The organism is Albidovulum marisflavi (assembly GCF_025751435.1).
GTDB lineage: Bacteria > Pseudomonadota > Alphaproteobacteria > Rhodobacterales > Rhodobacteraceae > Albidovulum > Albidovulum marisflavi.
The window spans coordinates 127,502-154,187 of the sequence record NZ_JAOWKY010000001.1 but is presented as its reverse complement, the minus strand read 5'-3'; the positions used below and the strand labels follow the sequence as shown (position 1 = coordinate 154,187).

At 65.5% G+C, this 26,686-nt stretch carries 28 protein-coding genes; 12 read left to right on the top strand and 16 right to left on the bottom strand.

Annotated features, from left to right (window positions below; translation table 11 throughout):
- Positions 1-111: 111 nt before the first annotated feature.
- Both OEW28_RS00775 and OEW28_RS00770 read right to left on the bottom strand, forming a co-directional pair.
- A complete protein-coding gene (locus OEW28_RS00775) occupies positions 112-1,287 on the bottom strand; it encodes an acetyl-CoA C-acetyltransferase (protein WP_263732826.1) in 1,176 nt (391 codons plus the stop codon).
- Positions 1,288-1,416: 129 nt separating this feature from the next.
- Positions 1,417-2,256, bottom strand: coding sequence for an EAL domain-containing protein (locus tag OEW28_RS00770; protein WP_263732825.1), 840 nt, complete (start codon positions 2,254-2,256; stop codon positions 1,417-1,419).
- A gap of 81 nt (positions 2,257-2,337) precedes the next feature.
- Here OEW28_RS00770 and OEW28_RS00765 point away from each other — a divergent pair, with 81 nt between their 5' ends.
- The gene (locus tag OEW28_RS00765; RefSeq protein WP_263732824.1) at positions 2,338-2,901 is read left to right on the top strand and encodes a DNA-3-methyladenine glycosylase I; all 564 of its coding nucleotides are present in this window, start codon (positions 2,338-2,340) and stop codon (positions 2,899-2,901) included.
- A 3-nt stretch (positions 2,902-2,904) separates the two neighbouring features.
- Here the strand turns inward: OEW28_RS00765 and OEW28_RS00760 are convergent, their stop codons facing one another.
- Positions 2,905-3,474, bottom strand: coding sequence for a TlpA disulfide reductase family protein (locus OEW28_RS00760; protein ID WP_263734334.1), 570 nt, complete (start codon positions 3,472-3,474; stop codon positions 2,905-2,907).
- Between the two features lie 25 nt (positions 3,475-3,499).
- Between OEW28_RS00760 and argH the strand changes: the two genes are divergently transcribed.
- Both argH and OEW28_RS00750 read left to right on the top strand, forming a co-directional pair.
- Positions 3,500-4,897, top strand: a complete 1,398-nt coding sequence (gene argH / locus OEW28_RS00755; RefSeq protein ID WP_263732823.1) for an argininosuccinate lyase — start codon at positions 3,500-3,502, stop codon at positions 4,895-4,897.
- A complete protein-coding gene (locus tag OEW28_RS00750; protein ID WP_263732822.1) occupies positions 4,894-5,025 on the top strand; it encodes a hypothetical protein in 132 nt (43 codons plus the stop codon). The genes argH and OEW28_RS00750 overlap by 4 nt, the downstream gene beginning before the upstream one ends.
- A gap of 20 nt (positions 5,026-5,045) precedes the next feature.
- Here OEW28_RS00750 and OEW28_RS00745 read toward each other — a convergent pair whose 3' ends face one another.
- From OEW28_RS00745 to OEW28_RS00730, 4 genes are read right to left on the bottom strand one after another with little or no spacing between them, the layout of a single operon-like run.
- Positions 5,046-6,182, bottom strand: a complete 1,137-nt coding sequence (locus OEW28_RS00745; protein WP_263732821.1) for an ABC transporter permease — start codon at positions 6,180-6,182, stop codon at positions 5,046-5,048.
- Entirely contained in the window at positions 6,179-7,105 is a 927-nt protein-coding gene (locus OEW28_RS00740) for an ABC transporter ATP-binding protein (protein ID WP_263732820.1), read from the bottom strand. Before OEW28_RS00740 ends, OEW28_RS00745 begins: the two co-directional genes overlap by 4 nt.
- Entirely contained in the window at positions 7,102-8,049 is a 948-nt protein-coding gene (locus OEW28_RS00735; protein ID WP_263732819.1) for an HlyD family secretion protein, read from the bottom strand. The genes OEW28_RS00740 and OEW28_RS00735 overlap by 4 nt, the downstream gene beginning before the upstream one ends.
- Positions 8,046-8,681, bottom strand: coding sequence for a CerR family C-terminal domain-containing protein (locus OEW28_RS00730; protein WP_263732818.1), 636 nt, complete (start codon positions 8,679-8,681; stop codon positions 8,046-8,048). The genes OEW28_RS00735 and OEW28_RS00730 overlap by 4 nt, the downstream gene beginning before the upstream one ends.
- A gap of 123 nt (positions 8,682-8,804) precedes the next feature.
- Here OEW28_RS00730 and lysA point away from each other — a divergent pair, with 123 nt between their 5' ends.
- Both lysA and OEW28_RS00720 read left to right on the top strand, forming a co-directional pair.
- A complete protein-coding gene (gene lysA, locus OEW28_RS00725; protein WP_263732817.1) occupies positions 8,805-10,070 on the top strand; it encodes a diaminopimelate decarboxylase in 1,266 nt (421 codons plus the stop codon).
- Positions 10,071-10,107: 37 nt separating this feature from the next.
- Positions 10,108-12,702: a TIGR02302 family protein gene (locus OEW28_RS00720; protein WP_263732816.1), complete on the top strand. Its 2,595-nt coding sequence runs from the start codon at positions 10,108-10,110 to the stop codon at positions 12,700-12,702.
- 18 nt (positions 12,703-12,720) lie between these two features.
- Here the strand turns inward: OEW28_RS00720 and OEW28_RS00715 are convergent, their stop codons facing one another.
- Complete coding sequence (locus tag OEW28_RS00715; protein WP_263732815.1) at positions 12,721-13,659, bottom strand: zinc-ribbon domain-containing protein; 939 nt, start codon at positions 13,657-13,659, stop codon at positions 12,721-12,723.
- A 140-nt stretch (positions 13,660-13,799) separates the two neighbouring features.
- On the opposite strand from OEW28_RS00715, the gene OEW28_RS00710 reads away from it, so the two are divergent.
- The 3 genes from OEW28_RS00710 to OEW28_RS00700 are packed head-to-tail and all read left to right on the top strand — an operon-like array spanning position 13,800 to position 16,145.
- Positions 13,800-14,498 (top strand): cell division ATP-binding protein FtsE, encoded by a 699-nt coding sequence (locus OEW28_RS00710; RefSeq protein ID WP_263732814.1) that lies wholly within the window; start codon positions 13,800-13,802, stop codon positions 14,496-14,498.
- The gene (locus OEW28_RS00705; RefSeq protein ID WP_263732813.1) at positions 14,495-15,397 is read left to right on the top strand and encodes a cell division protein FtsX; all 903 of its coding nucleotides are present in this window, start codon (positions 14,495-14,497) and stop codon (positions 15,395-15,397) included. Before OEW28_RS00710 ends, OEW28_RS00705 begins: the two co-directional genes overlap by 4 nt.
- Positions 15,398-15,407: 10 nt before the next feature.
- Positions 15,408-16,145, top strand: a complete 738-nt coding sequence (locus OEW28_RS00700) for a lysophospholipid acyltransferase family protein (RefSeq protein WP_263732812.1) — start codon at positions 15,408-15,410, stop codon at positions 16,143-16,145.
- 17 nt (positions 16,146-16,162) lie between these two features.
- Here OEW28_RS00700 and OEW28_RS00695 read toward each other — a convergent pair whose 3' ends face one another.
- The 4 genes from OEW28_RS00695 to OEW28_RS00680 all read right to left on the bottom strand — a co-directional run bounded on the left by OEW28_RS00695 (position 16,163) and on the right by OEW28_RS00680 (position 21,240).
- The gene (locus OEW28_RS00695) at positions 16,163-17,122 is read right to left on the bottom strand and encodes an acetyl-CoA carboxylase carboxyltransferase subunit alpha (protein ID WP_263732811.1); all 960 of its coding nucleotides are present in this window, start codon (positions 17,120-17,122) and stop codon (positions 16,163-16,165) included.
- Between the two features lie 74 nt (positions 17,123-17,196).
- On the bottom strand, positions 17,197-18,153 hold the full coding sequence (locus tag OEW28_RS00690; protein WP_263732810.1) for an L-malyl-CoA/beta-methylmalyl-CoA lyase: 957 nt from the start codon (positions 18,151-18,153) through the stop codon (positions 17,197-17,199).
- Between the two features lie 133 nt (positions 18,154-18,286).
- Positions 18,287-19,786, bottom strand: coding sequence for a phosphomannomutase/phosphoglucomutase (locus OEW28_RS00685; protein WP_263732809.1), 1,500 nt, complete (start codon positions 19,784-19,786; stop codon positions 18,287-18,289).
- 23 nt (positions 19,787-19,809) lie between these two features.
- Complete coding sequence (locus OEW28_RS00680; protein ID WP_263732808.1) at positions 19,810-21,240, bottom strand: mannose-1-phosphate guanylyltransferase/mannose-6-phosphate isomerase; 1,431 nt, start codon at positions 21,238-21,240, stop codon at positions 19,810-19,812.
- Positions 21,241-21,484: 244 nt separating this feature from the next.
- On the opposite strand from OEW28_RS00680, the gene OEW28_RS00675 reads away from it, so the two are divergent.
- A complete protein-coding gene (locus tag OEW28_RS00675; protein ID WP_263732807.1) occupies positions 21,485-22,348 on the top strand; it encodes a D-amino-acid transaminase in 864 nt (287 codons plus the stop codon).
- A gap of 33 nt (positions 22,349-22,381) precedes the next feature.
- Here the strand turns inward: OEW28_RS00675 and OEW28_RS00670 are convergent, their stop codons facing one another.
- The 3 genes from OEW28_RS00670 to OEW28_RS00660 form a co-directional block, all read right to left on the bottom strand.
- Positions 22,382-22,702 carry a hypothetical protein gene (locus tag OEW28_RS00670; RefSeq protein WP_263732806.1) on the bottom strand — a complete coding sequence of 107 codons (321 nt, stop codon included), beginning with the start codon at positions 22,700-22,702 and terminating at the stop codon, positions 22,382-22,384.
- 76 nt (positions 22,703-22,778) lie between these two features.
- Positions 22,779-23,096, bottom strand: a complete 318-nt coding sequence (locus OEW28_RS00665; protein ID WP_263732805.1) for a DUF1244 domain-containing protein — start codon at positions 23,094-23,096, stop codon at positions 22,779-22,781.
- Positions 23,097-23,105: 9 nt separating this feature from the next.
- Positions 23,106-23,846: an N-formylglutamate amidohydrolase gene (locus tag OEW28_RS00660; protein ID WP_263732804.1), complete on the bottom strand. Its 741-nt coding sequence runs from the start codon at positions 23,844-23,846 to the stop codon at positions 23,106-23,108.
- Between the two features lie 123 nt (positions 23,847-23,969).
- Between OEW28_RS00660 and pyk the strand changes: the two genes are divergently transcribed.
- Positions 23,970-25,418, top strand: coding sequence for a pyruvate kinase (pyk, locus tag OEW28_RS00655; protein ID WP_263732803.1), 1,449 nt, complete (start codon positions 23,970-23,972; stop codon positions 25,416-25,418).
- A gap of 70 nt (positions 25,419-25,488) precedes the next feature.
- On the opposite strand, the gene OEW28_RS00650 is transcribed toward pyk, so the two are convergent.
- Positions 25,489-25,725, bottom strand: coding sequence for a hypothetical protein (locus OEW28_RS00650; protein ID WP_263732802.1), 237 nt, complete (start codon positions 25,723-25,725; stop codon positions 25,489-25,491).
- 301 nt (positions 25,726-26,026) lie between these two features.
- Between OEW28_RS00650 and rpmI the strand changes: the two genes are divergently transcribed.
- Positions 26,027-26,227 (top strand): 50S ribosomal protein L35, encoded by a 201-nt coding sequence (rpmI, locus tag OEW28_RS00645; protein ID WP_263732801.1) that lies wholly within the window; start codon positions 26,027-26,029, stop codon positions 26,225-26,227.
- Positions 26,228-26,241: 14 nt separating this feature from the next.
- Entirely contained in the window at positions 26,242-26,604 is a 363-nt protein-coding gene (rplT, locus tag OEW28_RS00640) for a 50S ribosomal protein L20 (protein WP_263732800.1), read from the top strand.
- The last annotated feature ends 82 nt before the right edge of the window (positions 26,605-26,686 follow it).

Sequence of the window (26,686 nt, the reverse complement as noted above, 5' to 3'; positions counted from 1 at the left end):
TCCTGCAAAATGCGTTACGTTGAAATCCTGTTAGCCAAATGAACAAACGGGCGCAACATTATTGCGCCCGTTTTTTCGCTTTTGCAGAAAGATTTCGCTGCGGCGTGGCGATCAGGCCCGCTCAAGGCACATCGCGACGCCCATGCCGCCGCCGATGCACAGCGTGGCAAGACCCTTGGCCGCCCCCGACCGCTGCATTTCGAAGAGCAGCGTGTTCAGGATGCGTGCGCCAGAGGCGCCGATCGGGTGCCCGATCGCGATGGCGCCGCCGTTCACGTTGACCCGGGCCGGATCCCAGCCCATGTCCTTGTTCACCGCGCAGGCCTGCGCGGCAAAAGCCTCGTTCGCTTCGACCAGGTCCAGGTCGGCGGCCTTCCAGCCGGCCTTCTCAAGCGCCCTGCGGCTGGCATGGATCGGTCCCACGCCCATGATGGCTGGGTCAAGGCCTGCGGTCGCGTAGGATGCGATGCGGGCGATCGGCTTCAGACCGCGCCTGGCGGCCTCTTCCTCGCTCATCACAAGGACCGCCGCCGCGCCGTCGTTCAGACCCGAGGCGTTGCCCGCCGTCACCGTCCCGTCCTTAGAAAACGCCGGGCGCAGCTTTTGCATCGCCTCGATCGTCGCGCCGTGGCGGATGTATTCGTCCTGGTCGACCGCGATGTCGCCCTTGCGGGTCTTCACGATGAAGGGGATGATCTCGTCCTTGAACTTGCCGGCCTTCTGCGCCGCCTCGGCCTTGTTCTGGCTGGCCAGCGCGAATTCGTCCTGCGTCTCGCGGCTGATCTGCCAGCGGGTTGCGACGTTTTCCGCCGTGGTTCCCATGTGGTAGCCGTTGAAGGCATCCCACAAGCCGTCCTTGATCATCGAGTCGACGAAGTTCAGGTCGCCCATCTTCTGGCCCGCCCGCAGATGCGCGACATGGGGCGACAGCGACATGCTTTCCTGCCCACCGGCCGCGACAATCGCCGCATCGCCAAGCTGAACGTGCTGCGCGGCAAGTGCGACGGAACGCAGGCCCGATCCGCAGACCTGATTGATCGACCAGGCCGCGCTTTCCTGCGGCAGACCGGCCTTGATGTGGGCCTGGCGCGCCGGGTTCTGGCCCTGCCCTGCGGTCAGTACCTGGCCCAGAATGGTTTCGGACACTTCCGCCTTGTCGATTCCGGCGCGCGCCACGACCGCGTCAAGCACGGCGGCGCCCAGGTCGTGGGCAGGTGTGTTGGCGAAAGAGCCGTTGAAACTACCGACGGCTGTGCGCGCAGCCGAAACGATGACGACGTTGGTCATGATGGGTCCCCTCTCATGGCGTGATCCGCATGCGGTCGGCCCGGATGGGTCTCCGCGTCGCAGTGCAGCATGACCAATGCTGCGCCAGCGTCAAGCAAAAGGCGCTAACACCCGGCCATCCGCGGATCGTCAGGCCCGCCGGCGGTCGGTCGATGCCTTGCGCCATGGGGGATGCACGACCGGCGCGCCGAAGTGGAAGCCCTGAAGGCAGTCCATTCCGATCTGCGCCAGGTAGGCCGCGTCATGCGCGCTTTCCACGCATTCCGCGACCGCGAACATGTCGAAATGATGCGCGATCGACAGCAGGGCCTTGGCCAGACACTGGTTGTCGGCGTTGTCGGCGATGCCACTGACGAACTGGCCATCGATCTTCACGATGTCGAAGTAGAAGTTCTTGAGGTAGCGGAATGAGGTGAAACCCGCGCCGAAGTCGTCAAGCGCGAAGGCCAGCCCGCGGTTTTGCAGTTCGCGCATGAACACCATGACCGTGTCGGGCATGACCATAGCGGAGGCTTCGGTGATCTCGAGGATCAGTCGTTCCCCGACCGTCGGGTCGGCCGCCAGGCCCCGCATGAGGGTCTGCATCCATTGCGGGTAGCCGATGGAGCGCGCCGACATGTTCACGGAAAGCCGAAGTTCAGGCACGGATCGCAGCTCTGCCAGGCCCAGTTCCAGCGCCAGGCAGTCTATCCTGCGGCCCAACTCGGTGGTTTCGATCGCATCGATGAAGTCGCGCGCGGGTATGATCCGGCCGGTATCGTCAAGGACGCGGATCAGCGCCTCATGGAAGGCGGGTCGCGCGGGGGCCGCGGCCGGGACGATCGGCTGAAACGCCAGCATCACCTCCCTCCGGTCGACCGCTGCCTGAACCATCAGAACCGCGTCCCGGTCCCGCGCCGCGACCGCGGCGTTCAGCGGGCTTTCGTCCGAGGGGTCCATGCCCAAACGAGTCTTCCTGCCTTTTGTCATGCCAGCCCTCCGCTTCTGGGCCAGCATCGACACAAGCGGCTAAGAAGCGGTAAAAGGATCATCGGATAATAGGAGCGCGAAATGACCGACCGTTGCGCCTGGTGCGGCACCGACCCGATCTACGTGGAGTACCACGACACCGAATGGGGCGTGCCCGAGTGGGACCCGCGCGCGTTGTGGGAAAAACTGATCCTTGACGGTTTTCAGGCAGGGCTGGCCTGGATCACGATCCTGAGGAAGCGCGACGCCTTTCGCGCCGCTTTTCAGGGGTTCGAGCCCGAGGTCATCGCGCATTGGGGGGCGGCGGATGTCGCACGCCTGCTGGCCGACCCCGGAATCGTGCGGTCGCGCGCCAAGATCGAGGCGACGATCGGCAACGCCCGCGCCTACCTGAAGATCTCCGAAATCGAAGGCTTCGACCAGTGGCTCTGGCGTTACGTCGATGGCGCGCCGCTTCAGAACAACTTCCGCTCGATGGCCGATGTCCCCGCCGCCACACCGCTGTCAGAGCGGTTGTCGAAGGATCTGAAGAAAGCGGGCTTCCGTTTCGCCGGCCCGACCATCGTCTATGCCTTCATGCAGGCGGTGGGCATGGTCAACGACCACGTCGTGACCTGCCATCGCCATGCGGACCTGTGCCGCTGATCCCTAGCCCCCGATCAGCGCCGCGATGATCGCCTGCGCCTCGGGGGAATCCCAGACCGCGTCCCCGATCAGCCGCCCGATCTCCCGACCCTCGGGGTCGAGGATGACCGAGATCGGCAACCCGAGAACGCCCATCGAGCGGGCGAACTGCTGACGGGTATCGCGCAGGATCGGCAGGCGCGTGATCCCCTCTTCCTCGAAGAGCTTTCGAATCGCGGGAACGGGGTTGGGACCGGTCGCGACGGTCACGACCGCGAAGCGATCGCCGCCATGTGCCGCCTCCAGCCGGTCGAGCGAGCCGAGTTCAGCCCGGCAGGGCGCGCACCATGTCGCCCAGAAGTTCAAAAGCACATAGCGTCCGGCATATTCGGATAGGTCGTGCTCCGCACCCTCGGCATCCAGCAGGATGGCCTTGGGGACGGGTTGGGGCTCTTCCGAGAACACGAGCTTCTGCATGTCGCCCGACCGCAGCGCCTCAAGCGCGGCCCGGTCCGGCGACGGCATGTCAGCCGTCTGGGCATTTGCACCGAAGGCCAGCGCCGTGTAGAGGACGGCGGAGAAAAGCTTGCGCATGTTGCCTCCGAAAGGCCCGTTGACGATGACCGACAGCACGAAATCCTCAAACGCCATGTGGGGCGGGCGCTTCGCCGCCGGACCGGACGCGATCATGGAGGCGATCAACGCCTCGATCGGCTTCGACCAGCGGCTTTACGCCCAGGATATCCGGGGCAGCCGGGCCCACGCGGCGATGCTTGCGGCGCAGGGTATCATTACCTCTAAGGATGCCGAGGCGATTGGGGAAGGGCTGCTCACGGTCTTGTCAGAGATCGAGGGTGGAAGCTTTGCTTTTTCCACCGCGCTCGAGGACATCCATATGAATGTCGAGGCGCGGTTGAAAGAGGTGATCGGGGAACCCGCTGGCCGCGTGCATACCGCACGGTCGCGCAATGACCAGGTGGCCACCGACTTCCGGCTTTGGGTGCGCGATCAGGCGGATGCGGCCATTGCCGGGCTGGGGGCGCTGGTGCGCGCGCTGCTGGCGCAGGCGGAGGCTGGGGCGGATTGGGTGATGCCAGGCTTCACCCACCTGCAAACCGCGCAGCCGGTCACCTGGGGCCACCACATGATGGCCTATGTCGAGATGTTCGCCCGCGACATCGGCCGCTTTACCGACGCCCGCGCGCGCATGAACGAATGCCCTCTGGGCGCGGCCGCGCTGGCCGGCACGTCTTTCCCCATCGACCGTCACGCGACGGCGGCGGCGCTAGGCTTCGACCGGCCGATGGCAAACTCGCTTGACGCCGTGTCCGACCGCGACTTCGCGCTGGAATTCCTGGCCGCGGCTTCGATCTGCGCGATGCACCTGTCGCGCTTCGCCGAGGAGTTGGTGATCTGGTCCTCGGCGCAGTTCCGCTTCGTGGCGCTGTCGGACCGCTTTTCCACCGGCTCTTCGATCATGCCGCAGAAGAAGAACCCCGACGCGGCAGAACTGATCCGGGCCAAGATCGGGCGGATCATGGGCGCCAATGTCGCGTTGATGATGGTGATGAAGGGGCTGCCGCTGGCCTATTCCAAGGACATGCAGGAAGACAAGGAACAGGTCTTCGACGCCGCCGACAACCTGATGCTGGCGCTGGCCGCGATGGAGGGCATGGTGCGCGACATGAGCGCGAACCGCGCCAACCTGGAACGCGCGGCGGCCTCGGGCTTTTCGACCGCAACGGACCTGGCGGACTGGCTGGTGCGCGAGCTGGGCCTGCCCTTCCGCGAGGCGCACCACGTTACAGGCGCGCTGGTGGCGCTGGCCGAAAAGAAAGGCTGCGACCTGCCGGAGCTGACGCTCGAGGACATGCAGTCCGCCCATGAAGGCATCACCCAGGCGGTCTATTCCGTGTTGGGCGTCCACAACTCGGTCGCCAGCCGGCAAAGCTACGGCGGCACCGCGCCGGACCAGGTCCGCGCGCAGGTCGCCCGCTGGAAGGAGGCGCTGAAATGAAGATCGTTTTCGCCCTTGCGGCTCTTGCGGCCCTTGCCTCCTGCGGTGCTGACGGTCCCCCGCGCGCGCCTGCGTCGACGTTTGATCCGGATCTGACGGTTTCGGGCCAGGTCCAGATCGGGATATAGGCGTCGCCCTTCCGCCCATCTCAGTCCAGGGTGCGGCGGAACCGAAGCAGCGCGAAGGCCGCGAACCCGATCGCGAAAAGCGTGAGCGCCGCCATCGGCTGCGCCACCGCGGCCGTATCGGCCCCCTTCAGCATCACGGCGCGAACGATCCGCAGGAAATGGGTCAGCGGAAACAGCTCGCCCAGGGCCTGTGCCCAACCCGGCATTCCCCGGAACGGGAACATGAACCCCGAAAGAAGCAGCGACGGCAGGAAGTAGAAGAACGTCAGTTGCATGGCCTGCATCTGCGTGCGCGCGACGGTCGAGAAGAGGTATCCGAGGATCACGAGCGACGACACGAAGACGAAGACACCAAGCAGCAGAAGCGGCAGCGGACCAAGGAACGGCACGCCGAAGATCGCCCGGGCCGCGACCAGCACCACGACGACCTGAACCGCGCCCACGCCCAGAAACGGCAGCACCTTGCCCAGCATGATCTCCAGCGGCGTGGCAGGCATCGACAGCAGGTTTTCCATCGTCCCCCGCTCAAGTTCTCGCGTCAGCGCCATGGCGGTCATCATCACCATCGTCATCTGCAGGATCACGCCAAGAAGGCCGGGAACGATGTTGTATTGCGTGACGCCTTCGGGGTTGTAGCGCCGATGCACCACGACCTCGAGCGATTGGGCCGCGCTTTCCCGCGCCTGCGCCTCGATTCCCTTTTCCCGCAATAGCGCCTCTGCCGCGACGGTCGAGAGGGTGGAAACCGCGCCCGAGGCGACGGATGGATCCGTCGCGTCCGCTTCGATCAGCAGGGCCGGGTGGTCGCCCCGGTCAACCCTGCGCCCGAAGTCGGAAGGCAGGGTCACGACAAATGACACGTCGCCCCGCGCGATCAGCGCCTCGGCCTCCGCTGCGGATGCGTGCGGATGGGTGAAGCGGTAGTAGCCCGTCAGCTCCAGCGCGGTGACGATCGCGCGGCTGTAGCGGTCCTGCGTGGGCGCGACCAATGCCGCCGGTAGCCCCTTGGGGTCATTGTTGATCGCGAAGCCGAAAAGCATCAGCTGCATCAGCGGAACGCCCAGCATCATCGCGAAGGTGATCCTGTCGCGCCGCATCTGGATCAGCTCCTTCGACAGAAGCGCGCGCAGTCGGGTGAACGAGAAGAAACGGCTCATTGCATGTTGTCCCGCGCCTTGCCCATGAGCTGGATGAAGACATCCTCTAGGCTGGTTTCGCTTGGGCTGAGATCGCAGCCGGTCTCCTTCGCGACGCGTTCCGCCGCGGCGCGCAGCAAGTCCGCATTCTTGCCGACGACATGCAGCGTGTTGCCGAAGGGCGCAACCTGGTCGACGCCGTCCATGCCTTCCAGACGCTCGGCGGCCCGGGTGACGTTCCTGCCCGACAGGACGAAGGTCGTCAGCCCCGCATCGCGCACCACCTCGGACACCGTGCCCTTCGCCACCAGCTTTCCGTAAGAGATGTAGTTGATGCGGTGGCAGCGCTCCGCCTCGTCCATGTAGTGGGTCGAGACCAGGACGGTCAGCCCCCCCGACGCCAGCTGGTGGATCTCGTTCCAGAAGTCGCGCCGCGCCTTGGGATCGACGCCGGCGGTCGGTTCGTCTAGAAGCAGCAGTTGCGGGCGGTGCATGATGCACGCTGCCAACGCCAGCCTTTGTTTCCAGCCGCCCGACAGCGATCCGGCAAGCTGTCCGCGGCGGGACGTCAGCCCGAGGTCTGCCAGCGTGCCGGACACGGCCCGGCGCGCGTCGTCAAGCCCGTAAAGGCCGGCGACGAAGCGCAGGTTTTCCTCGATCGTGAGGTCTTCGTAGAATGAAAACCGCTGGGTCATGTAGCCGACTTCGCGTTTGATGGCACGGCCTTCGGTCAGGATGTCGTGGCCAAGGACGCGTCCCTCGCCCGCGTCGGGTGTGAGCAGCCCGCACATCAGCCGGATCGTCGTGGTCTTGCCCGATCCGTTCGGCCCCAGGAAACCCGCAATCTCACCCTTGGCCACCGTCAGCGACACGTCGTCGACCACCGCACGTCCGCCAAAGCGCTTGACCAGGCCCCGGACCTCGATTGCAGGTTCGTCGGTCACTGCCGCACTCCGGGCAGGCGGACGTCGACGATCTGGCCGGGCTTCAGTCCCGAACCTACGTCCGGCGCGGCCTCGATCAGATAGACAAGCTTCTGGCGGTTTTCGCGGGAATAGATCACCGGCGGGGTGAACTCCGCCTCGTCCGAGACATAGGTGATCGTTGCCGAGGACGTATCGGGGCACCCGTCGCAGCGAATCTCAAGCCGGTCGCCGGGATGGATCCGCGATACGTCCGTCTCGGGCACGTAAAGGCGCAGCTTCACAGCCCCGTCTGGCAAGAGCGACAGGATCGGGGCGGCGGGGCCGGCGATCTCGCCCGGAGTGCGGATGACATCGGCGACAAGACCCGCCGCCGGTGCGGTCAGCCTGCGTTTCGCAAGCGTCCACTCGGCGCGCGACAGGGCGGCGCGCGCGCCCTCGACGGTCGCCTCCGCGGCCGCGATCACCTGTGGGCGGGCGGGCAAGCGGGCGACGGCCAGGTCGGCCTCGGCCTGGGCCACGCGGGCGCGCGCGACCTCGGCGGCGGTCGCGGCGTCGTCGCGCTGCGCCTCGGTCGCGGCTCCGCGCTCGGCAAGGCTCGCCAGCCGCTCGGCCGCGCGATCGCGCTCGGCCGATTCCGCGAGGGCCGAAGCAAGCGCGGCCTCAAGCACGCGAATTTCCTCTGGCCGGCGGCCTTGCTTCAGGTTCGCAAGTTCACTTTCGGCGCGCGCCAGTGCCGCGCGGGCCTCGGTCAGCGCGATTGCGGCATCCTCGCGCTCCATCTCGGCCAGCAGGGCGCCTGCCTGCACCCGATCGCCGCGCTGGACCGGGATCGCCGCGATCTCGGCTGTGGCGACCGGCGCGACCAGCACGTAGTCGCCTTCGACATAACCGGTCGCAAAGGGTGGCGCAGGCGTGCAGGCGGTGAACAGGGATGCGATCAGGGGGATGGAGCACAGGATCATGGCGCGTGTCTTTCGGCAAGGATGGCCCGCAGGTGCTGGGTCAGTCGGTCCACGATCTTCTGCGCCTCGGCCGGGCCAATGGCGGCCCAGCCCATGCGGCGCTCGACGATCGGGCGTCCGATCCGGAAATAGATCGCCTGGCCGATGAAGGCGAAGACGGAAATGCGAACCTCTTCGCTGTCCGGGTCCTGGCCGGTCGCCCTGGCCCAGAGCGTGCAGACGGCGCGATGACGGGGTTCGATCAGGGTCTGGTAGATCTCGTCCAGCGCGGGCCCGTCCTCGCCGATCTCGCGCAACATGAAGCCCACGAGATCGGCTGCTTCCCGGGCTGTCGTCAGGAAGAAGACGAGCGCGCGCAGCATGGTCTCCAGCTGGCGCGCCGCAGCCTCGGGCGTGTCCGGAACCCTGTCGGCGCCGGATAGCACGCTCTGCATCCGCCGCGCGACCTCGCGCAGGCAGGCGCGGCGCAGCCCTTCCTTGCCGCCGAAGTGATAGGCGATCGAGGCGACGTTGGTTCCGGCGCGTGCCGCAAGGTCTCGGGTCGATGTGGCGGCAAAACCGTGCTGGCCGAAAAGATGCAGGCCGGCGGCGATCAGTGCGGCCTGGGTTCCCTGTGGGGCGTCGTTTTCCATGCGGACCTCCGACTCGGATTTTAATCAATCGTTTGATTGAAATCAAGCTGCGGCAGGGCGCTTTTCTTCGCAACGCGGATCGACTAAGCGTCGCCCCTGAACGGGAGAGAAGGGCGCGCATCCATGGATCATTTCCTTTACCGCGACGGAACGCTTCACGCCGAGGATGTGGCGATCAGCGATATCGCCGCCGCGGTTGGCACGCCGTTCTATGTCTACTCCACCGCCACGCTCGAAAGACACTATCGCCTGTTCGAAGAGGCGCTGTCGCCGCTGCCGCACCTTGTCTGTTTCGCGGTGAAATCGAACGGCAACGTCGCCGTGCTCAAGACACTGGCCAAGCTGGGCGCGGGCATGGACGTGGTATCGGGGGGCGAATACCTGCGCGCCAAGGCCGCAGGCGTGCCGGGTGAGCGCATCGTCTTTTCCGGTGTCGGCAAGACCCGGGCCGAGATGCGCCAGGCGCTGGAAGGCGGCATCCGCCAGTTCAACGTGGAAAGCGAACCCGAGCTTCTGGCCCTGTCCGAGGTCGCTGCGGGCCTTGGCCTGCGCGCGCCCATCGCCATCCGCGTCAACCCGGACGTGGACGCCAAGACCCACGAGAAGATCGCGACCGGAAAGAAGGAAAACAAGTTCGGCATCCCGATCGCGCGTGCCCGCGAAGTCTATGCCGAGGCCGCCCGCCTGCCTGGGATCGAGGTCGTGGGCATCGACGTGCACATCGGCAGCCAGCTGACGGACCTGGAGCCGTTCGAGCTGGCCTATGCCAAGGTGGCCGAACTGACACGTGCGCTGCGTGCCGACGGGCACACGATCACCCGCTTGGACCTGGGCGGCGGGCTGGGCATCCCCTATGAGCGTTCAAACAGCGCCCCGCCGCTGCCGGTGGAATACGGCGCGCTGATCAAGCGCACCGTCGGCGATCTGGGTTGTGAGGTCGAGATCGAGCCCGGGCGGCTGATCTCGGGCAACGCAGGCTTGCTGGTCGCGTCGGTCATCTACCTCAAGCATGGCGAAGGGCGGGACTTTCTGATCCTGGATGCGGCGATGAACGATCTCGTGCGCCCTTCGATGTACGGGGCGCATCATGACATCATCCCGGTGCAGGAACCCACGCCGGGGCTGGAGCCTCAGCCCTACGACATCGTGGGCCCCGTCTGCGAAACCGGCGACACCTTCGCAAAGGCCCGGCCGCTGCCTCCGCTTGGACCCGAAGACCTGGTCGCGTTCCGCTCGGCCGGCGCCTATGGCGCGGTCATGGCATCGGAATACAACACCCGGCCGCTGGTGCCCGAGGTTCTTGTGAGCGGGGATCAATTCGCTGTCATCCGCGCCCGTCCGACCTTTGACGAGATCATAAACCGCGATACCATCCCGTCGTGGCTCTGACGCGCATGCCCGCGCGATCGGGCCGCGGGCAGGGAGCATGACGCAGAAGACACCGACCACAGCCCCGGCGCTACGGGACATCCGCTGGCCACTCCGCATAACGTGGGCGGGCATGGTGGCTGAGCGTGTCACACGGGGCTTCTGGCCGGTTTGGACCATGCTGTCGGCACTGATCGCCGCGCTGTCGTTTGGCCTGCAGGAAAGCCTCTCGGTCGAGGTTTTCTGGATCGGGTTGGTCCTGTCGCTGTCCGTGCTTGTGGGCGGTCTTGCGATCGGCATCCGCCGCTTCCGCGTGCCAAGCCGGCAAGATGCGATGGCGCGGCTGGACGCCTCGCTTCCGGGCCGCCCCATCGCCACGCTGACAGACCAGCAGGCCGTGGGCGGCAAAGATCCGGCAAGCGCCCTTGTCTGGCGCGCCCATCTTGAGCGCATGGCCACACGCCTGGCCGGCGCACAGCCCGTCGCCCCCGACCTTCGGCTTGCCACGCGCGATCCCTACGCCCTGCGCTATGCCGCGCTGACGGCGCTGGTCATGGCGCTGCTGTTCGGATCGGTCTGGAAGGTCGGGACGGTCGCGACCGACATGCCGGGCGCCGGAGCCTCGGCCGCACCCGTCGGTCCGTCGTGGGAGGCCTGGCTTGAGCCGCCCCGTTACACCGGCAAGCCAAGCCTCTATCTGAACACGCTCGAAGACGACGCGGTCACGGTGCCCGAGGGCACCCGAGTGACCATCCGTCTTTACGCGCCGGCATCGGAGCTGTCGTTCTATGAAAGCGTGTCCGGCGATCAGCTTGCAGAAAGCCCCGCCGCATCCGGGGACGCGCCGGTGCGGGCAATGGACTTCGAGGCGGCGCGGTCGGGCACCCTGACGATCGAGGGGGCGGGCGGGCGCGAATGGCTGATTACCGTGCAACCCGATGCCGCTCCAGCAGTGGAATTCGCGGGCACGATCAGCAGACAGGCGGACGGCGTGATGTCACAGCCGTTCACGGCGCGCGATGACTACGCCGTGCTGCGGGGCCGCGCGGAGGTGAGGCTGGATGCCAGTCGGCTGCAAAGACGCCACGGGCTGGCGGCCGAGCCCGAGCCGCAGGAAACGCTGGTCTACGATCTGCCTCTGCCCTTCGCCGGCAGCCGCGCCGACTTCACCGAGACCCTGGTCGAGGACGCGTCGAAGCACGTCTGGTCCAACCTTCCGGTGAAGATAAGGCTTTTCGTCGAGGACGCGCGGGGCCAGTTCGGCCAGAGCGAGCAGCGCGACATCATCCTGCCGGGCCGCCGTTTCTTCGACCCGCTTGCCGCCGCCGTCGCCGAGATGCGCCGCGATCTTCTGTGGTCGCGCGACAACGGCAAGCGCACGGCGCAGATCCTGCGCGCCATCACGCACCGGCCCGAGGGCTTCATTCGCAACGAACGCGCCTATCTCATGCTGCGCGTGGCGATGCGGCGTCTGGACGGAGGGCTGGAGTCCGGATCGCTGGACCCCGATTTGCGCGACGAGGTCGCCGAGGCGCTGTGGGAGGTCGCGATCCTGATCGAGGATGGCGGTCTGGCCGATGCGCTGGAAAAGATGCGCCAGGCGCAGGAACGGCTGGCCGAGGCGATCCGCAACGGCGCAAGCCCCGAGGAAATCCAGAAGCTGATGGACGACCTCAAGCAGGCGACCAACGACTATATCCGGGAACTTGCAGAGAACGCGCAACGCGAGGGCGGGACGGATGAGCCCGATCGCCGCGCCGAGAACGGCCAGACGATGACGGGCGATCAGCTTCAGCAGATGATGGATGAAATCCAGCGCCTGATGGAAGAAGGCCGCATGGCCGAGGCGCAGGAGCTTCTGGACCAGCTCAGCCGGATGATGGAAAACCTTCGTGTGACCCAAGGCGAGGGCGGTAGCGGCGAACAGTCGCCCGGCGGCCAGGCGATGCGAGATCTTCAGCAGACGCTGCGCGGCCAGCAGCAGCTTTCGGATGAGGCATTCCGCAGGCTTCAGCAGGGCGGCCGAGGCGGAAGCGAACAGCAGGAAGGCGAGCCGGGACAGCCGGGCGGAAGCGGCGATGGCAGCGGACTCAGCCAGAACCAACCCGGAGAGGGCGAAGCCCAGGACGGCATCGGGCAGGGCAATGGCGATCAGCCCAGCCTTGCGGAGCGCCAGCAGGCGTTGCGCGACCAGCTTGCCCAGCAGGAAGGCCGCCTGCCCGACACGGGCGGTGGCGACCTGGATGAAGCGGCGCGGCAGGCACTGCGCGACGCGGGCCGCGCCATGCAGGATGCCGAAGGCGCGCTGCGTGACGGTGACATGGCCACCGCTCTTGACCGGCAGGCCGAAGCGATCCGCAACCTGCGCGAAGGACTGCGCAACCTGGGCGAGGCGCTGGCGCAGAACCGGCAGGATCAACCCGGCAACCAGGGCCAGGCGCAGGCCGACGGAACACGCGAGGTCCCGCGCGATCCGTTGGGCCGCACGGCCGGAAATCTCGGCGGCATAGATTCTGACCGGAACATGCTGCAGGGAAGGGATGTCTACCGCCGTGCCATCGACCTTCTGGACGAACTTCGGCGCCGGTCCAATGATCGGACCCGCCCGCAGCTTGAGCTGGACTACCTGAGACGGCTTCTGGACCGCTTCTAGGCCAAGGCCGGCGTGATCCTAATGGTTGGGACCGCCCAGACCTTCGGCCGCTGCCAGGACCATGGTCTCAAGCCATGTGCGCAGTCCGTCGGTGGCTTGCAAATACGAGGACATCGCGGCCTCGCTCCCGGGGAAAAGCGTGACGATTTCCGGCGCGAAAGCATAAAGCAGCACAAGCGTCCCGATCGCCGCGATCGCCGTGATGAAGCCGAAGCGGAAGGACGCACGGTAGCGACGAAGATTCTGCGGCGCGTCGCGCGAAACCGCCTCATCCCCGCGGCTGGACGTCGGGCGCAGGGTCGAATTGATCTGCTCGATATCCGGCAAAAGTTCCTTGCGGGAAGAACGGTCATCGTCCTGCGTCACCGCTTCTGGCGCGGATGCGGGCTCATCGGAGCTGCGCACCTGGAGGCTGCGCTCGGGCGCCTGTTCTTCCTGCGGCTGGATCTGTTCGGTCGCGGTGCCCTCGGCGATCCGCGCTTGTGTTTCGCGTTCCGCTTCCTCTCTGAGGACGGACAGCGTCGTCTCGTCGATGACGCGGCGCTTGAAGGTCAGTTGCGTCTCGGGCTCCGGTTCCGGCTCAGCTTCTTCAGCCGTGCGGGACTCTGGCGTCGGCGGAACCTGAGATACGGCGGGTTCGGGTTCGGGTTCGGGTTCGGGCTCGGGCTCGGGCTGGATGTCCGTAATCTGCTCCGGCTCAGGGGGCGCCGCAGGTGCTTGCGCGGCTTCCTCACGTTCGGTTTCGCCGGCAAGCTGGGACGTCTCGGCCCAACTCATCTCCTGCGCGCGGCTCGCGGTTTCGGCGCGTCGCGCCTCTTCCTCTGCCGCAATCTGGGCTGCGCCCTTCTGGAACCAGGCTGTGCCGCAGTCCGAACACTGAACATCTCGGCCCGCCGCGGGTATGAGGTTATCGTCAATCTCGTACTGCGCGCCGCAATTGGGGCATATCAGCCGCATCTTGTCACCCGATCACCTGCCGAAACCTGAACTCAAAATGCCATTCTGGCCTTTGTTGTTGGCCTGTTGTAGCAAGCATGGCGCCGCGTTCCAAGCATTTGCGACGCGCGGCGGCCAAACGGGCGGGCACCGGGACTGGAATGCCACGCCGCGACAGGGGGAACACGGTGATCGAATTGCGCGACGCAAGCTATGGTTATGCCGGCAGAATGCTGCTTTCCGGCATGACCTTGACGTTGCCGCCCGGTTCGTTCCACTTCCTGACCGGCCCGTCCGGCGCCGGGAAGACGACTTTCCTCAAGCTCTGCTACGGAGAGCTTCGTCCTGTTTCGGGTCACCTTTCCGCCTTCGGCGAGGACCTGGCCAGGCTTTCGCGTGACGGGCTGGCGCGGATGCGCCGCCGGATCGGGATCGTCCACCAGGACTGCGAGTTCCTGGACCATCTTCCGCTTTCGGAAAACCTCGCGCTTCCACTGGTTGTCGCGGGCCGGCCGGTGGTCGACGACGAACTGCGCGAGCTTCTGGCATGGGTCGGGCTGCGGTCGCGCGCCGACGCCATGCCGCCCGAGCTTTCCGGCGGCGAACGGCAGCGCGGCGCCCTGGCCCGAGCGATCGTGACATCCCCCGAAATCATCCTTGCCGACGAGCCGACCGGAAATCTTGACTGGGAGATGTCTCAGCGGCTCCTGTCCCTGCTGATCGAGCTGAACCGAATGGGAAAGACGATCCTGATCGCAACCCACGACCTGAACCTGATTCGCACCGCCAAGGCCCAGGTCGCGGCGCGCGTCCTTAGGATCAAGGACAGGCAGCTTCAGCTTGCGGGGGCGGACCTGTGAAGCAGTTTCTAGTCCAGCTGGCGCAGCGCCCCGTGCTTTCGCTCTGGATCGACCGCATCGTGCCCCCTGCGGGGCAAAGCGCGCAGTTGACGCTCATGACGGCGGCGGCGATGGCCTTCTTGGCGGTCTTTGCGCTTGCGCTGGCCTTTTCGGCCAACCGGCTTGCCGACAGTTGGTCGGCCGCTTTCCTGGACACAGCCACCGTGCGAGTTTCGGCTGCGCCCGAGCAGGCGGAGACGCAGGTAAAGCGCGTGCTTGAGGTGCTGGCGACGACGCCGGGCGTCACGCAGGCGCGCGCGATCCCGGCGGAAGAGACGCAGGCGCTTCTCGCTCCCTGGTTCGGCCCCGATCTGCCGGTTGCATCCCTGCCGATCCCGCGGCTGATCGAGGTTTCGACTACCCGCGACGGCTTCGACGCCGAGGGGCTGGCCCTGCGCCTGCAGGCGGAAGCGCCCGGTGCGAAGCTTGACGACCACCTGCGCTGGCGCAGGCCGCTGGTCGAAACCGCGATCGGCCTGAGACGCCTTGCCATCGTGTCGCTGGCGCTGATCGGGGGGGCGACCGCGGCGATGGTGACGCTCGCGGCTCAGGCGGCGTTGGCGGCGAATGGCCAGGTGATCCGCGTGCTGCACCTGATTGGCGCGCGGGACGTGACGATCGCGCGTGCGTTCGTTCGGCGCTTCACGCTGCGCACGCTGGCTGGCGCGCTGGCCGGAACCGCCCTGGCAGCCCTGGCCGTCGCCTTTCTGCCGGTCGTGGCGGACGGCGAGGTGTTGGCCCATCTCGGATTTTCCGGCCGCGAATGGCTCTGGCCGCTGTGCGTTCCCGCGGTCGCGGCCGTGACGGCGCTGCTTGCGACCCGCGCCGCCGCGCTCAGCCGGTTGAAAAGCGAAGCATGAGGCGCCGACCATGAGACTTGCCCTGCAATACCTGCTTTCCCTGATCTTCATCCTTCAGATGTACCTGGCGATGGCCGTCTACGCGCTGGCCTGGCTGCCGGCGGTCATCTGGCGCAAGGAAAATGCGGTCCGCGCGGTTCATGGCTACACGAAATGGGTCCGATGGTCGGCGGCGGCGATCGTGGGCCTGCGTTCGGAAATCCGCGGTGAGGTCCCCCGGGACGAAGTCGTGATCGCGGCAAAGCATCAGAGCTTTTTCGACATCATCCTGATCATTTCGGTGGTGCCGCGGCCGAAGTTCATCATGAAGAAGGAACTTCTCTGGGCGCCGATCGTGGGCTGGTACGCCAAACGTCTGGGTTGCATCCCCGTCGATCGCGGTCGTGGAGGCGAAGCGATGCGCAAGATGGTGGCCGAGGTCAAGGCCGCGCGCACCGACGTTCCGGGCCAGCTGATCATCTACCCGCAGGGCACACGCGTCGCGGCCGGTGCGCACAAGCCCTACAAGGTCGGGGTCGGCGTGCTCTACGCGCAGCTGAAACGTGATTGCGTGCCGGCGGCCACCAATGTCGGCGTGTTCTGGCCGCGGCATGGCCTGCTGCGCAAGCCGGGACTGGCGGTCGTGGAATTCCTGCCGCGCATCCCGGCAGGCAAGCGTGTCGAAGCCTTCATGAACGAAATCGAACCGGTGGTCGAGGACGCGTCAAACCGCCTGATGGAGGAAGCCGGCTTCAGCTTGCCCGGCTGACCGTTCAGCCCGACGGGCTAGGCCGCCAGGCTTTTCATGCCCATTTCCAGGAACTTCTGCCGCCGGTCCTTGATCAGTTCGGCGGGTTTCTTGCCGGACAGCTCTTTCAGCATCGAGTCAATGGCCTTGCCGACCGCCGCGATCGCCTCCTGCCGGCCGCGCTGCGCACCGCCAAGCGGTTCGGGAACGATCCGGTCGATGACGCCGAGCTTCAGAAGGTCCTGTGCCGTCAGGCGCAGCGCCTCGGCGGCTTCGCGCATCTTCTCGGCGTCCTTCCACAGGATCGAGGCGCAGCCCTCGGGCGAGATCACGGAATAAATGGAATGTTCCAGCATCGCCAGGCGGTTGGCGGTCGCGAAGGCGACGGCGCCACCCGATCCGCCCTCGCCGATGATGATCGAGATCAGCGGCACGCCGATTTCAAGGCATTTCTGCGTGGCGCGGGCGATTGCCTCGGACTGGCCGCGTTCCTCGGCGCCCTTTCCGGGATAGGCGCCCGGCGTGTCGACCAGCGTCACCACCGGCAGGCCGAAGCGATGTGCGATGTCCATCAGCCGGATCGCCTTGCGATACCCCTCGGGTCGCGCCATGCCAAAGTTGCGCTCGATGCGCGTCTTGGTGTCGTGGCCCTTTTCGTGGCCGATCACGACCACGGGCTGGTCGTTGAACCGCGCGATGCCGCCCATGACCGCGTGGTCGTCGGCAAAGTTGCGGTCGCCCGCAAGGGTCGTGAACTCGGTGAAGAGCGCCTCGATGTAGTCCTTGCAATGCGGGCGGTCGGGATGGCGCGCGACCTGACATTTCCGCCAGGGGTCAAGGTTCTTGTACAGGTCCTTCAGGATCTCTGCCGCCTTCTTGTCAAGGGCGGCGGCCTCCTTGTCGACATTCATCTCCTCGTTCTTGCGGGCAAGCGCACGCAATTCCTCGGCCTTGCCTTCGATCTCGGCCAGGGGTTTTTCGAACTCGAGATAGTTCATGTCACACTCCGTTCAGGACCCCGGATATATGAAGCGAGGTCCCGGAAAATGCAACTCGTGAGGCGTGGGGGCCTTCAGCCGGCTATGATTTCGGCCTGCCGCACGATCACCTCGGCCTGCCGCATCGAAGCGATGTCGATCAGACGGCCCTTGTAGGTCGCGGCGCCCTGCCCCGCGGACTTGGCGGCCTCCATCGCCGCCAGGATCTCGCGCGCCTCGCTCACCTGCGCCTCGGAGGGGGTAAAGACCTCATTGGCAAGCGCGATCTGCTTGGGGTGGATCGCCCACTTGCCGACCATGCCCAGCGTGGCCGATCGGCGCGCCTGCGCGAGAAAGCCCTCATCGTCCGAAAAGTCGCCGAAGGGGCCATCCACGGGCAGGACGCCATGCGTGCGGCAGGCGGCGACGATCGCGGCCTGCGCCCAGTGCCAGGGATCGGACCAGTGTTTCACGCCCTCGCGCACCATGTAGTAGTTTTCCTGCGTTCCGCCGATTCCGGTGGTCTGCATCCCCATCGATGCCGCGAAGTCCGCCGCACCCAGGCTCATGGCCTGCAGGCGGGGGGAAGAGGCGGCGATCTCCTCGACATGGGCGATGCCGGCGGCGGTTTCGATGATGACTTCAAGCGCGATGCGCTTCTTGCGCCCCTTCGCGGCCTCGACGGCCGTGACCAGCGCGTCGACGGCATAGACATCCGCCGCGCAGCCGACCTTGGGGATCATGATCTGGTCCAGACGGTCCGAGGATTGTTCCAGCAGGTCCACGACATCGCGATACCAGTATGGCGTGTCGAGCCCGTTGATGCGGACCGAAAGGTGCTTGTTGCCCCAGTCCACGTCGCCGATGGCCTGGATGATGTTGCGGCGCGCCTCGGCCTTGTCGCCGGGGGCAACCGAATCCTCGAGGTCAAGGTTGATCACGTCCGCAGCAGAAGCCGCCATCTTCTCGAACAGCGCGGGGCGGGAACCGGGGCCGAATAGCTGGCAACGGTTCGGGCGGGCGGGTGCTGCGGGCTGAAGACGGAAGCTCATGCTGGTTCCCCTCGCAAGGATGTTTCGCAATTGGTTGAAAGGGGGATATTATATTGCGCTGCAGCATGCAAGAAGGCTTTCGCAGGTGCAGAAAAACCTGCGCAAGCCAAGTTCATGGCAGCGCCAGCCGGTTTCAGAGAGACTGGTCGTATTCCCCGATCTCCGGCTGCTCGCGGATGATCGCGTCAAGGGCCGCAAAGATCGCCTTCATGTCATCACGGCTGTCAGGGCTTTCGCAAACGACCACGAGGTTCGGGGTGTTGGACGACGCCCGCACCAGCGCGAAGCCGCCATGTTCCAGCATGACCCGCGCGCCGTTCACGGTGATGATGCCGGTCATCCTGTGCCCGGCCAGATCGCCGCCCTGCGCGTGCAGCGACTGAAGGCGTTCGATGATCCGGTCCAGCACCCGGTACTTTTCCTCGTCCGGGCAGAACGGCGACATGGTCGGCGTGATGAAACTGGTCGGAAGCGCCTTCTTCAGGTCCGAAAACCGGGCGTCGTGGTTGGCCTCCATCAGCTTGCAGATCTCGACCGCGACGCGCAGGCCGCAGTCGAACCCCCGGCCGACGGGCGGTGCGATGAAGTAGTGGCCCGACTTCTCGAACCCCGCCAGCGCGCCCGTTTCGCGAACACGCCGCTTCATGTAGCTGTGGCCGGTCTTCCAGTATTCGGTCGTGGCCCCCAGTTCCTTCAGCACCGGATCGGCGCTGAACAGACCCGTGGACTTCACGTCGACGACGAACTTCGCGCCGGGATATTCGGCGGCATACTTGCGGGCGAGGATCAGGCCCACCTTGTCCGCAAAGATTTCGTCGCCTTCGTCATCGACGACGCCGCAGCGGTCCCCGTCGCCATCGAAGCCAAGCGCAAGGTCGGCGCCGCTTTCCTTCACGACGAGCGACATGTCGTGCAGCATGTGCATGTCCTCGGGGTTCGGGTTGTAGTTGGGAAACGCGTAATCAAGATCGGTGTGAAGCGGGATGACCTCTGCGCCGATCCGTTTCAGCAGATCGGGTGCGAAGCGTCCCGCCGTCCCGTTCCCGCAGGCGCACACGACCCTCAGGCGGCGGGTCAGCCGGAAGTCGCCCACGAGGTCGTCCATGTAGGCCTGCTCGACGCCCTGCACGAATTCGTAGGAGCCGCCCGGCGCCTCGTCCCATGTGCCGCCCAACACCATGTTGCGCAGCTCCGACATCTCGTCGGGGCCGTGCGTGACCGGATAGTCCAGCCCCATCTTCACACCAGTCCAGCCGTTCGGATTGTGGCTGGCGGTGACCATGGCGACGGCCGAGGTCCCGAGGTGCCCTTGCGCGAAGTAGGTCATCGGGGACAGCGCCGGGCCGATGTCCATGACCCGGATGCCCGCCCGCATCAGGCCCAGCATCAGCGCCTGCTTGATGGCAAGGGAATAGTCGCGATAGTCGTTACCGACCGCGATTGTGGGTTCCAGCCCGCGGCGCTTGATCTGGGTTCCCAGCCCCAGGCCAAGCGCGGTCACGCCCGGAAGGTTGATCTGGTCGGGGTATTTCCAGCGCGCGTCGTATTCCCTAAAGCCCGCGGGATAGACCATCGCGTCGCGCAGGAATTCCCAGGTATTCGGCCGAACGGTCGACATCGGTCGACGAGTCATGTCAGTCCCCCAAACTCAAATCATCACTTTCGGGCATAAATGTCTTCGTAGCGAACGATGTCGTCCTCGCCCAGGTAGGTGCCTGTCTGAACCTCGATCAGCACCATATCTTCCTTTCCGGGATTTTGCATACGGTGAACAGTGTTGGCCGGAATATAGACCGACTGGTTTTCGGGAATCAGCCTGACTTCGTCCCCGACCGTGACGCGCGCGGTGCCTTCGACCACGATCCAGTGTTCGGACCTGTGGGCGTGGCTTTGAAGGCTGAGCGCGCCACCCGGCTTGACGACGATGCGCTTGACCTGAAAGCGTGCGCCCGTCGCCAGGCTTTCATACCAGCCCCATGGGCGGTGGGCGCGTGGATAGTCTTGAGCCTGGGCCTTGCCGCGATCCTTCAGGGCCTCCACGGCTTCTCTCACGCGCTGGTGGTCTGCCATGTTCGCGACCAGAACGGCGTCCGGCATCGTCACGGCGATGATGTTGTCAAGGCCGATGCCCACCAGTTCCTGCCCTTCGCTTTCAGAGCGCAGAAGCGATCCCCTGCAGTCGATCGCGATCGCGTTGCCGGACACCGCATTGCCGTCGTTATCGGGTTGCGATTCCTGCCAGACGGTCTTCCAGTCGCCAAGATCCGACCAGCCCGCGCCGAATGGCATGACCACCAGGTTTTCTTCGCGCTCCATGATCGCGTAGTCGATCGACTCCGGCTGCACCCTGCTCCAAGGCGCTTGCGCAAGCCGAAGGAAGCCCAGATCGCGCTCTGCCCCTGCAACCGCGGCCTCGACACAGGCGACCATCTCGGGCACCTGGCGCCGATAGGCATTCAGGATCGCCGTGACCGAGAACAGGAAGATCCCGGCATTCCAGAGAAACCTGCCGCTTGAAAGCATCTGTTCGGCGAGCGGGCGCGCGGGTTTTTCGACGAAGCGGACCAGGGGCCGGGGGCAACGCGCGGCCTTGTCATCGGGCGAGCGGAGTTCAAGCCAACCGTAGCCCGTCTCGGCGCGCGTCGGCTCGATCCCGAACGTGACCAGCGCGCCGCCGGCGGCCGCGTCTGCGGCGGCTGCCAAGGCCGCGCGGAATGCCGCGTCATCTGCAATCACGTGGTCGGACGGCGCCACCAGGATCAAGGCGTCGGGATCCGTCTTGGCCACCCAGAGCGCGGCGGCAAGAACCGCGGGTGCCGTATTGCGGCTGTCAGGTTCGATCAGGATCGCGCCCGCAGCCTGACTGGCCTCGGCCAGTTGCTCGGTCACGATGAAGCGCAGGTCTTCCCCGGTAACCACGACCGGTTCGGCGAAACCCGGGCCGCGCAGGCGTTCGACCGTCCGGTGGAACAGGCTGGTCCCGCCCAGGATGTCGGCGAACTGCTTGGGATAGCCCCTGCGTGAAATCGGCCAGAGCCGCGTTCCGGAACCTCCGCAAAGCAGGACCGGATGAATTGTCAGGGGCATCATGCGCTTCCTCGTTTTCTTGCACTTGATCACTTCGCCGCCGCGGACGCAAAACCAGTTTCGTTAACAGCGCCGCCGGCGCGGGACATGTGGCCGGCAGACCCCTGCGATCCGTTGCCGAGGGAGTCGAGGGCCGCCAGCGGCCCCTGCTATACCGAAGAAGATCGCAGCAAGACGACCTGTGGGCTTGACCTTGCACCGCCTTGGGCGGATGACACGGCAAACACGCCAATGGAGTCGCGACATGAGCCGCATCGTCTATGTGAACGGGGACTACGTGCCGGAGGAAGAGGCGAAGGTGTCCGTCTTCGACCGCGGGTTCCTGATGGCGGACGCGGTCTACGAGGTGACAAGCGTTCTGGGCGGCAAGCTTCTGGATTTTCCGGGCCACACGGCGCGGCTGCACCGTTCGCTCTCGGAACTGGACATGGGATGTCCGGTGACGGACGCAGAACTCCTGACGATCCACCGCGAGCTGGTGGCGCGGAACGGGATCGAGGACGGGCTGGTCTATCTTCAGGTCACGCGCGGCAACCCGGGCGACCGGGATTTCGTTTTTCCCGATCCGACCGTGGTCAAACCGGGGATCGTGCTGTTCACCCAGTCCAAGCCGGGACTGGCGGACAGCCCGGCCGCGAAGACCGGGTGGCGCGTGATCTCGATCCCCGACATCCGCTGGGGGCGGCGGGACATCAAGACGGTGCAACTGCTGTACCCCTCGATGGGCAAGATGATGGCCAAGAAGGCAGGCGTCGACGATGCCTGGCTGGTGGAAGACGGCGTCGTGACCGAAGGCACATCGAACAATGCCTACATCGTCAAGGACGGACGCATCATCACCCGCGACCTGTCGAGCGACATCCTGCACGGCATCACCCGCGCCGCCGTGCTGCGCTTCGCGCGCGAGGCACAGATGACGGTCGAGGAACGCGCCTTCACGCTGGAAGAGGCGAAGGCGGCGGATGAAGCCTTCATCACCTCCGCCTCGGCCTTCGTCATGCCGGTGGTGGAAATCGATGGAGCGAAGCTCGGGTCCGGTACGCCGGGTTCGGTCGCGACCCGTCTGCGCGAGATCTATCTGGAAGAAAGCCGCAAGGCCGCTGTCTGAAGCGGCGGGCCACCTGATCACGTCTGGCCCGACTCAGAAGCCGAAGCCAGTCCCGAAGAAGCTTGAAATGTCGAAGTAGATCGCTTCGGTCTTTCCACCCTTTTCGATCGTGATCAGATCAAAGGGCTCGTCGGCGTCATTGATCAGCAAACCCTGGGAGACAGGCTTCCAGCCGGGCCTGTGCCTTGCGATCCATTGGTATTCGAACGCGATGCTTTCGGCCTTGATCGCTGTCTGCTCGGAAGACCCGGCGGTCTGGCCCGGCGCAGGAGCCGTGCCGATCTGGCTGGTTTCCGCCGTGCATGCGGCAAGGCCAAGGGTCAATGCGAGGCCGAAGCGGCGAATGAAAGCCAAGGTCGATGATCCCGGGTATGAAGCCAAGGGCAGACTATCTGGTAGCTTCCATCCGCCCAACCTGCTGGTGAGCGCCCTAGCCGTCCTTCGGACCAACGTTTTCGCGGAAAGCTATCTCGAACGCAGCCTTCTTGGCCTCGTCCGCCTCGGTCTGCGACTGCGCCTTCCAGTCGTCGTAGGGCATGCCGTAGTAGATTTCGCGCGCCTCGTCCTTCGACATCTCGATGCCGCGCTCGTTGGCGGCCTCCTGATACCAGCGCGCCAGGCAGTTGCGGCAGAACCCGGCCAGGTTCATCAGGTCGATATTCTGCACGTCCGCGCGCTTTTCCATCAGGTGATGGCGGAGCGTGCGGAACGCGGCGGCCTCGATCTCGATGCGTGTCTGTTCGTCCATTGGCAATCCTCACAGGCCGGATGCGGCCAGTACCTCTTCAAGAATGGGGGCAAGGCGGGCGGCCCACAAGGTTTGGCCCGCCGCATCGCGGATCAGGTCGTTCCTGACCTCGATCAGCACGTTCGGCCTGCCGTGGCGCAGCGCATGGCGGTCGATGGCGTCCCCGTCAAGATGCCCGCTGTAGGGTTCATTGTCGCCGGTCACGTATCCTTCGGCCCTGAGGCGGTCGATCAGTGGCAGCGCGAGCCGGTCGTCCAGGTGGGAATACAGCACCCCGACCTCCCACGGACGGGATGCGCGGCCGTTGAGGCGCGGGGTGAAGCTGTGGACCGCGCAGATCACGGTGTCGGGTCGGCGCGCGGCCAGGTCGGCATAGGCCGCATGGTAGGGGCGGTAGCAGGCTTCAAGCCGCCGCCCCAGCTCATCGGGCCCGGCGTGGCGGTTCGCGGGGATGATCGTGCCGTCGTAAAGCTTCATCAGAAGGGTCGGGTCATCCTCGCCCCGGTTGGGGTCGATCACCAGGCGCGAAAAGGTCGACAGGATCGCGGGGGCGCCCAGGCTTTCGGCAAGGGCCCGCGTCAGGCCGGCCGCGCCCACATCATAGGCGATGTGACGCTCCATGTCGGCTGCGCAGATGCCAAGCGATCCGCCGCCCACCCATTCGGGCACGGCGTTGGTTGCATGATCACAGGTGACCAGCCAGCGTGACGGACGGTCGCGTCCCAGGATGTCGAACGGCTGAAATGTCATGTTCCTGTCACTGAACCTTCGTTTTTGCCGGTTTAGACCCTCTTGCAGCAAAGCACCAGTTGCCCTGAAATGGGGAATAGGTCATAGAAGCCCGCGATGTTACCGCAAACAGGGAGCCAGTGGATGAGACGTCTGCGCAATGTCAAGATCGTGGCAACGCTCGGCCCCGCGTCCAGCGATTACGAGACGATCCGTGCCCTGTTCGAAGCCGGCGCCGACGTGTTCCGATTGAACATGAGCCATGGCAGCCACGAGGAACAGAAGGCCCGTCACGACATCATCCGGCAGATCGAGGCCGATACCGGCCGCCCGATCGCCATCCTGGCGGACCTTCAGGGGCCAAAGCTTCGTGTGGGTGTTTTCGCCAATGGTTCCGAGGAGCTTGAAGAGGGCGCCAGGTTCCGCTTCGACCTTGACCCGGCCGAGGGCGACGCAATCCGAGTCTGCCTGCCGCACAAGGAAATCTTCGACGCGCTCGAGCCTGGAACAACGCTTCTGGTCAACGATGGCAAGATAAGGCTGCGCGTGGAGGACTGCGGTGCGGACTTCGCGGATTGCACGGTGACGACGGGTGGAACGATCTCGAACCGCAAGGGCGTGAACGTTCCCGACGTGGTGCTGCCGGTGGCGGCCCTGTCGGACAAGGACAAGGCCGACCTTGAGTTCGCCTGCGGTCTGGGCGTGGATTGGCTGGCGCTGTCCTTCGTCCAGCGGCCGGAGGACGTGGAAGAGGCGCGCCGTCTTGCAAAGGGCCGCGCCGCGATCCTGTCGAAGATCGAGAAACCGGCGGCGGTCAAGGCCTATGCCGCGATCCTGTCCGCCTCGGACGGGATCATGGTGGCGCGTGGCGACCTGGGCGTGGAGCTGCCCGTGCACTCGGTGCCGCCGATCCAGAAGCGGCTGGTGCGCGGCGCGCGCGCTGCGGCCAAGCCCGTGATCGTCGCCACCCAGATGCTGGAAAGCATGATCGAAAGCCCAATGCCGACGCGGGCCGAAGTGTCCGACGTCGCGACGGCGATCTACGAGGGTGCCGACGCGGTGATGTTGTCGGCGGAATCGGCCGCGGGCCAGTACCCGGTCGAGGCCGTCGCCACCATGGACAGCGTCGCGAAATCGGTCGAGGCAGACCCCACTTACCGCGAGGTGATCGAGGCCAGCCGCAGGGTGGATCGCAAGACCATCGCCGACGGCATCGTCGCCGCCGCGCGCGAGATCGCCGAGGCGACCGACATCCACGCAATCTGCTGCTTCACCCAGTCCGGCACCACCGCAAGCCTTGTCGCGCGGGAACGCCCGAACGTACCGATCATCGCCTTGACGCCGATCCAGGCCACGGCGCGCAGGCTGTGCCTGACCTGGGGCGTTCATTGCGCACTGACGAATGACCCGATCGACCGCTTCAAGATGGCGGTTGTGAACGCGGCCAAGGCCGCGCGCGAATATGGCTTCGCGACCGAGCGTGACCAGATCGTCGTCACCGCCGGCGTCCCCTTCAACGTCAAGGGCACCACCAACATCCTGCGCGTGGCGCCCTGCGACGAACGGCTGATCTACCGCACCGACCCGGAATAGGGCCTGGAAAGGAAAAACTCCGCCCCCAAGGGCGGAGTTTCTGGATCAAGGTTGATGGATCACGCGACTGTCAATCGGGGTTGCCGCCGGGACCGTTCTCCGCGTTATTGTTCGGAAGGGATCCCCCCGGCGCCGGCTGGTCGCCGTTGCCCCAGCCGTTGTTGCCCTTCTTCCTCGGGCAGCCGCCACCGCCTCCGTTGCAAACCACGTCACCTTCGGCAAAGGCAGGACCGGCCGACGTCGCCACAAGGCCGGTCGTCGCAAGCGCGGCCACCGTGAAGGCAGAAAGAAGAATTGTCTTGAACATAAACACCTCCCATTTACAGGTGCCACAATAATGCCACACGGATGCCGACGTTTCGCCGTATTTCCGCCGCGCCCTCTATAACAAGAGTGTTTCCTCTGCGGAAAAAGTAGATCGCGATCCCGCGTTTTCGCGCATAGGTTGTGCGACGGCCACCTTGCGGCCCCCCCTGTAGTTCCCGGCGTTGGCCGCCCCCCTTGCCATATCTGGCCCACCCGGCTATAGGGCGCCTCTCGAATACCCCGTGCGGCCGGCCAAGTGGCATTGCCGAGTCGCACGTTCACGTCTGAGATGGAGATGAAACATGCCCAAGATGAAGACCAAATCGGCCGCGAAGAAGCGGTTCAAGATGACGGCCACGGGCCGTGTGAAAGCAGGTGTCGCCGGCAAGCGTCACGGCATGATCAAGCGTTCGACGGACTTTATCCGCAAGGCCACGGGCACGATGCTCCTGTCCGACTCGGATGCGAAGATCGTCAAGAAATACATGCCGTACAATCGCTGATAGGAGACTGACACATGTCCCGCGTTAAATCCGGCGTCGTCACCCACGCCCGTCACCGCAAGGTCATCAAGAAGGCGAAAGGCTACTACTCGGCCCGTTCGCGCAACTTCCGCACCGCTACCCAGGCCGTCGACAAGGCGCAGCAGTACGCGACCCGCGACCGCAAGGCGCGCAAGCGCAACTTCCGCGCCCTGTGGATCCAGCGCATCAACGCCGCTGTTCGCGCGATCGACGAATCGCTGACCTATTCGCGCTTCATCAACGCGCTGTCCAAGGCCGGCATCGAGGTCGACCGCAAGGTTCTGGCCGATCTGGCCGTGCATGAGCCGGCGGCGTTTGGGGCCATCGTCGAAAAGGCGAAGGCCGCGCTCGCGTAACACCCTTTCAGGGTCAAGTTTTCGGAAGCCGCGGAGCCTTTGGGTTTCGCGGCTTCTTTGCTTACGGATGGCGAAGGATGGC

Bases quoted from the DNA above. Each gene is read 5' to 3' on its own strand.
- rpmI (WP_263732801.1), top strand. From the start codon at position 26,027: ATGCCCAAGATGAAGACCAAATCGGCCGCGAAGAAGCGGTTCAAGATG.
- OEW28_RS00695 (WP_263732811.1), bottom strand. From the start codon at position 17,122: ATGAACTATCTCGAGTTCGAAAAACCCCTGGCCGAGATCGAAGGCAAG.
- OEW28_RS00730 (WP_263732818.1), bottom strand. From the start codon at position 8,681: ATGGAAAACGACGCCCCACAGGGAACCCAGGCCGCACTGATCGCCGCC.
- OEW28_RS00770 (WP_263732825.1), bottom strand. From the start codon at position 2,256: ATGACAAAAGGCAGGAAGACTCGTTTGGGCATGGACCCCTCGGACGAA.
- pyk (WP_263732803.1), top strand. From the start codon at position 23,970: ATGAGACGTCTGCGCAATGTCAAGATCGTGGCAACGCTCGGCCCCGCG.
- OEW28_RS00700 (WP_263732812.1), top strand. From the start codon at position 15,408: ATGAGACTTGCCCTGCAATACCTGCTTTCCCTGATCTTCATCCTTCAG.
- OEW28_RS00750 (WP_263732822.1), top strand. From the start codon at position 4,894: ATGAAGATCGTTTTCGCCCTTGCGGCTCTTGCGGCCCTTGCCTCCTGC.
- OEW28_RS00760 (WP_263734334.1), bottom strand. From the start codon at position 3,474: ATGCGCAAGCTTTTCTCCGCCGTCCTCTACACGGCGCTGGCCTTCGGT.
- OEW28_RS00715 (WP_263732815.1), bottom strand. From the start codon at position 13,659: ATGCGGCTGATATGCCCCAATTGCGGCGCGCAGTACGAGATTGACGAT.
- OEW28_RS00690 (WP_263732810.1), bottom strand. From the start codon at position 18,153: ATGAGCTTCCGTCTTCAGCCCGCAGCACCCGCCCGCCCGAACCGTTGC.
- OEW28_RS00745 (WP_263732821.1), bottom strand. From the start codon at position 6,182: ATGAGCCGTTTCTTCTCGTTCACCCGACTGCGCGCGCTTCTGTCGAAG.
- rplT (WP_263732800.1), top strand. From the start codon at position 26,242: ATGTCCCGCGTTAAATCCGGCGTCGTCACCCACGCCCGTCACCGCAAG.
- OEW28_RS00650 (WP_263732802.1), bottom strand. From the start codon at position 25,725: ATGTTCAAGACAATTCTTCTTTCTGCCTTCACGGTGGCCGCGCTTGCG.
- lysA (WP_263732817.1), top strand. From the start codon at position 8,805: ATGGATCATTTCCTTTACCGCGACGGAACGCTTCACGCCGAGGATGTG.
- OEW28_RS00765 (WP_263732824.1), top strand. From the start codon at position 2,338: ATGACCGACCGTTGCGCCTGGTGCGGCACCGACCCGATCTACGTGGAG.
- OEW28_RS00710 (WP_263732814.1), top strand. From the start codon at position 13,800: ATGCCACGCCGCGACAGGGGGAACACGGTGATCGAATTGCGCGACGCA.
- OEW28_RS00720 (WP_263732816.1), top strand. From the start codon at position 10,108: ATGACGCAGAAGACACCGACCACAGCCCCGGCGCTACGGGACATCCGC.
- OEW28_RS00735 (WP_263732819.1), bottom strand. From the start codon at position 8,049: ATGATCCTGTGCTCCATCCCCCTGATCGCATCCCTGTTCACCGCCTGC.
- OEW28_RS00775 (WP_263732826.1), bottom strand. From the start codon at position 1,287: ATGACCAACGTCGTCATCGTTTCGGCTGCGCGCACAGCCGTCGGTAGT.
- argH (WP_263732823.1), top strand. From the start codon at position 3,500: ATGACCGACAGCACGAAATCCTCAAACGCCATGTGGGGCGGGCGCTTC.
- OEW28_RS00665 (WP_263732805.1), bottom strand. From the start codon at position 23,096: ATGGACGAACAGACACGCATCGAGATCGAGGCCGCCGCGTTCCGCACG.
- OEW28_RS00685 (WP_263732809.1), bottom strand. From the start codon at position 19,786: ATGACTCGTCGACCGATGTCGACCGTTCGGCCGAATACCTGGGAATTC.
- OEW28_RS00675 (WP_263732807.1), top strand. From the start codon at position 21,485: ATGAGCCGCATCGTCTATGTGAACGGGGACTACGTGCCGGAGGAAGAG.
- OEW28_RS00680 (WP_263732808.1), bottom strand. From the start codon at position 21,240: ATGCCCCTGACAATTCATCCGGTCCTGCTTTGCGGAGGTTCCGGAACG.
- OEW28_RS00660 (WP_263732804.1), bottom strand. From the start codon at position 23,846: ATGACATTTCAGCCGTTCGACATCCTGGGACGCGACCGTCCGTCACGC.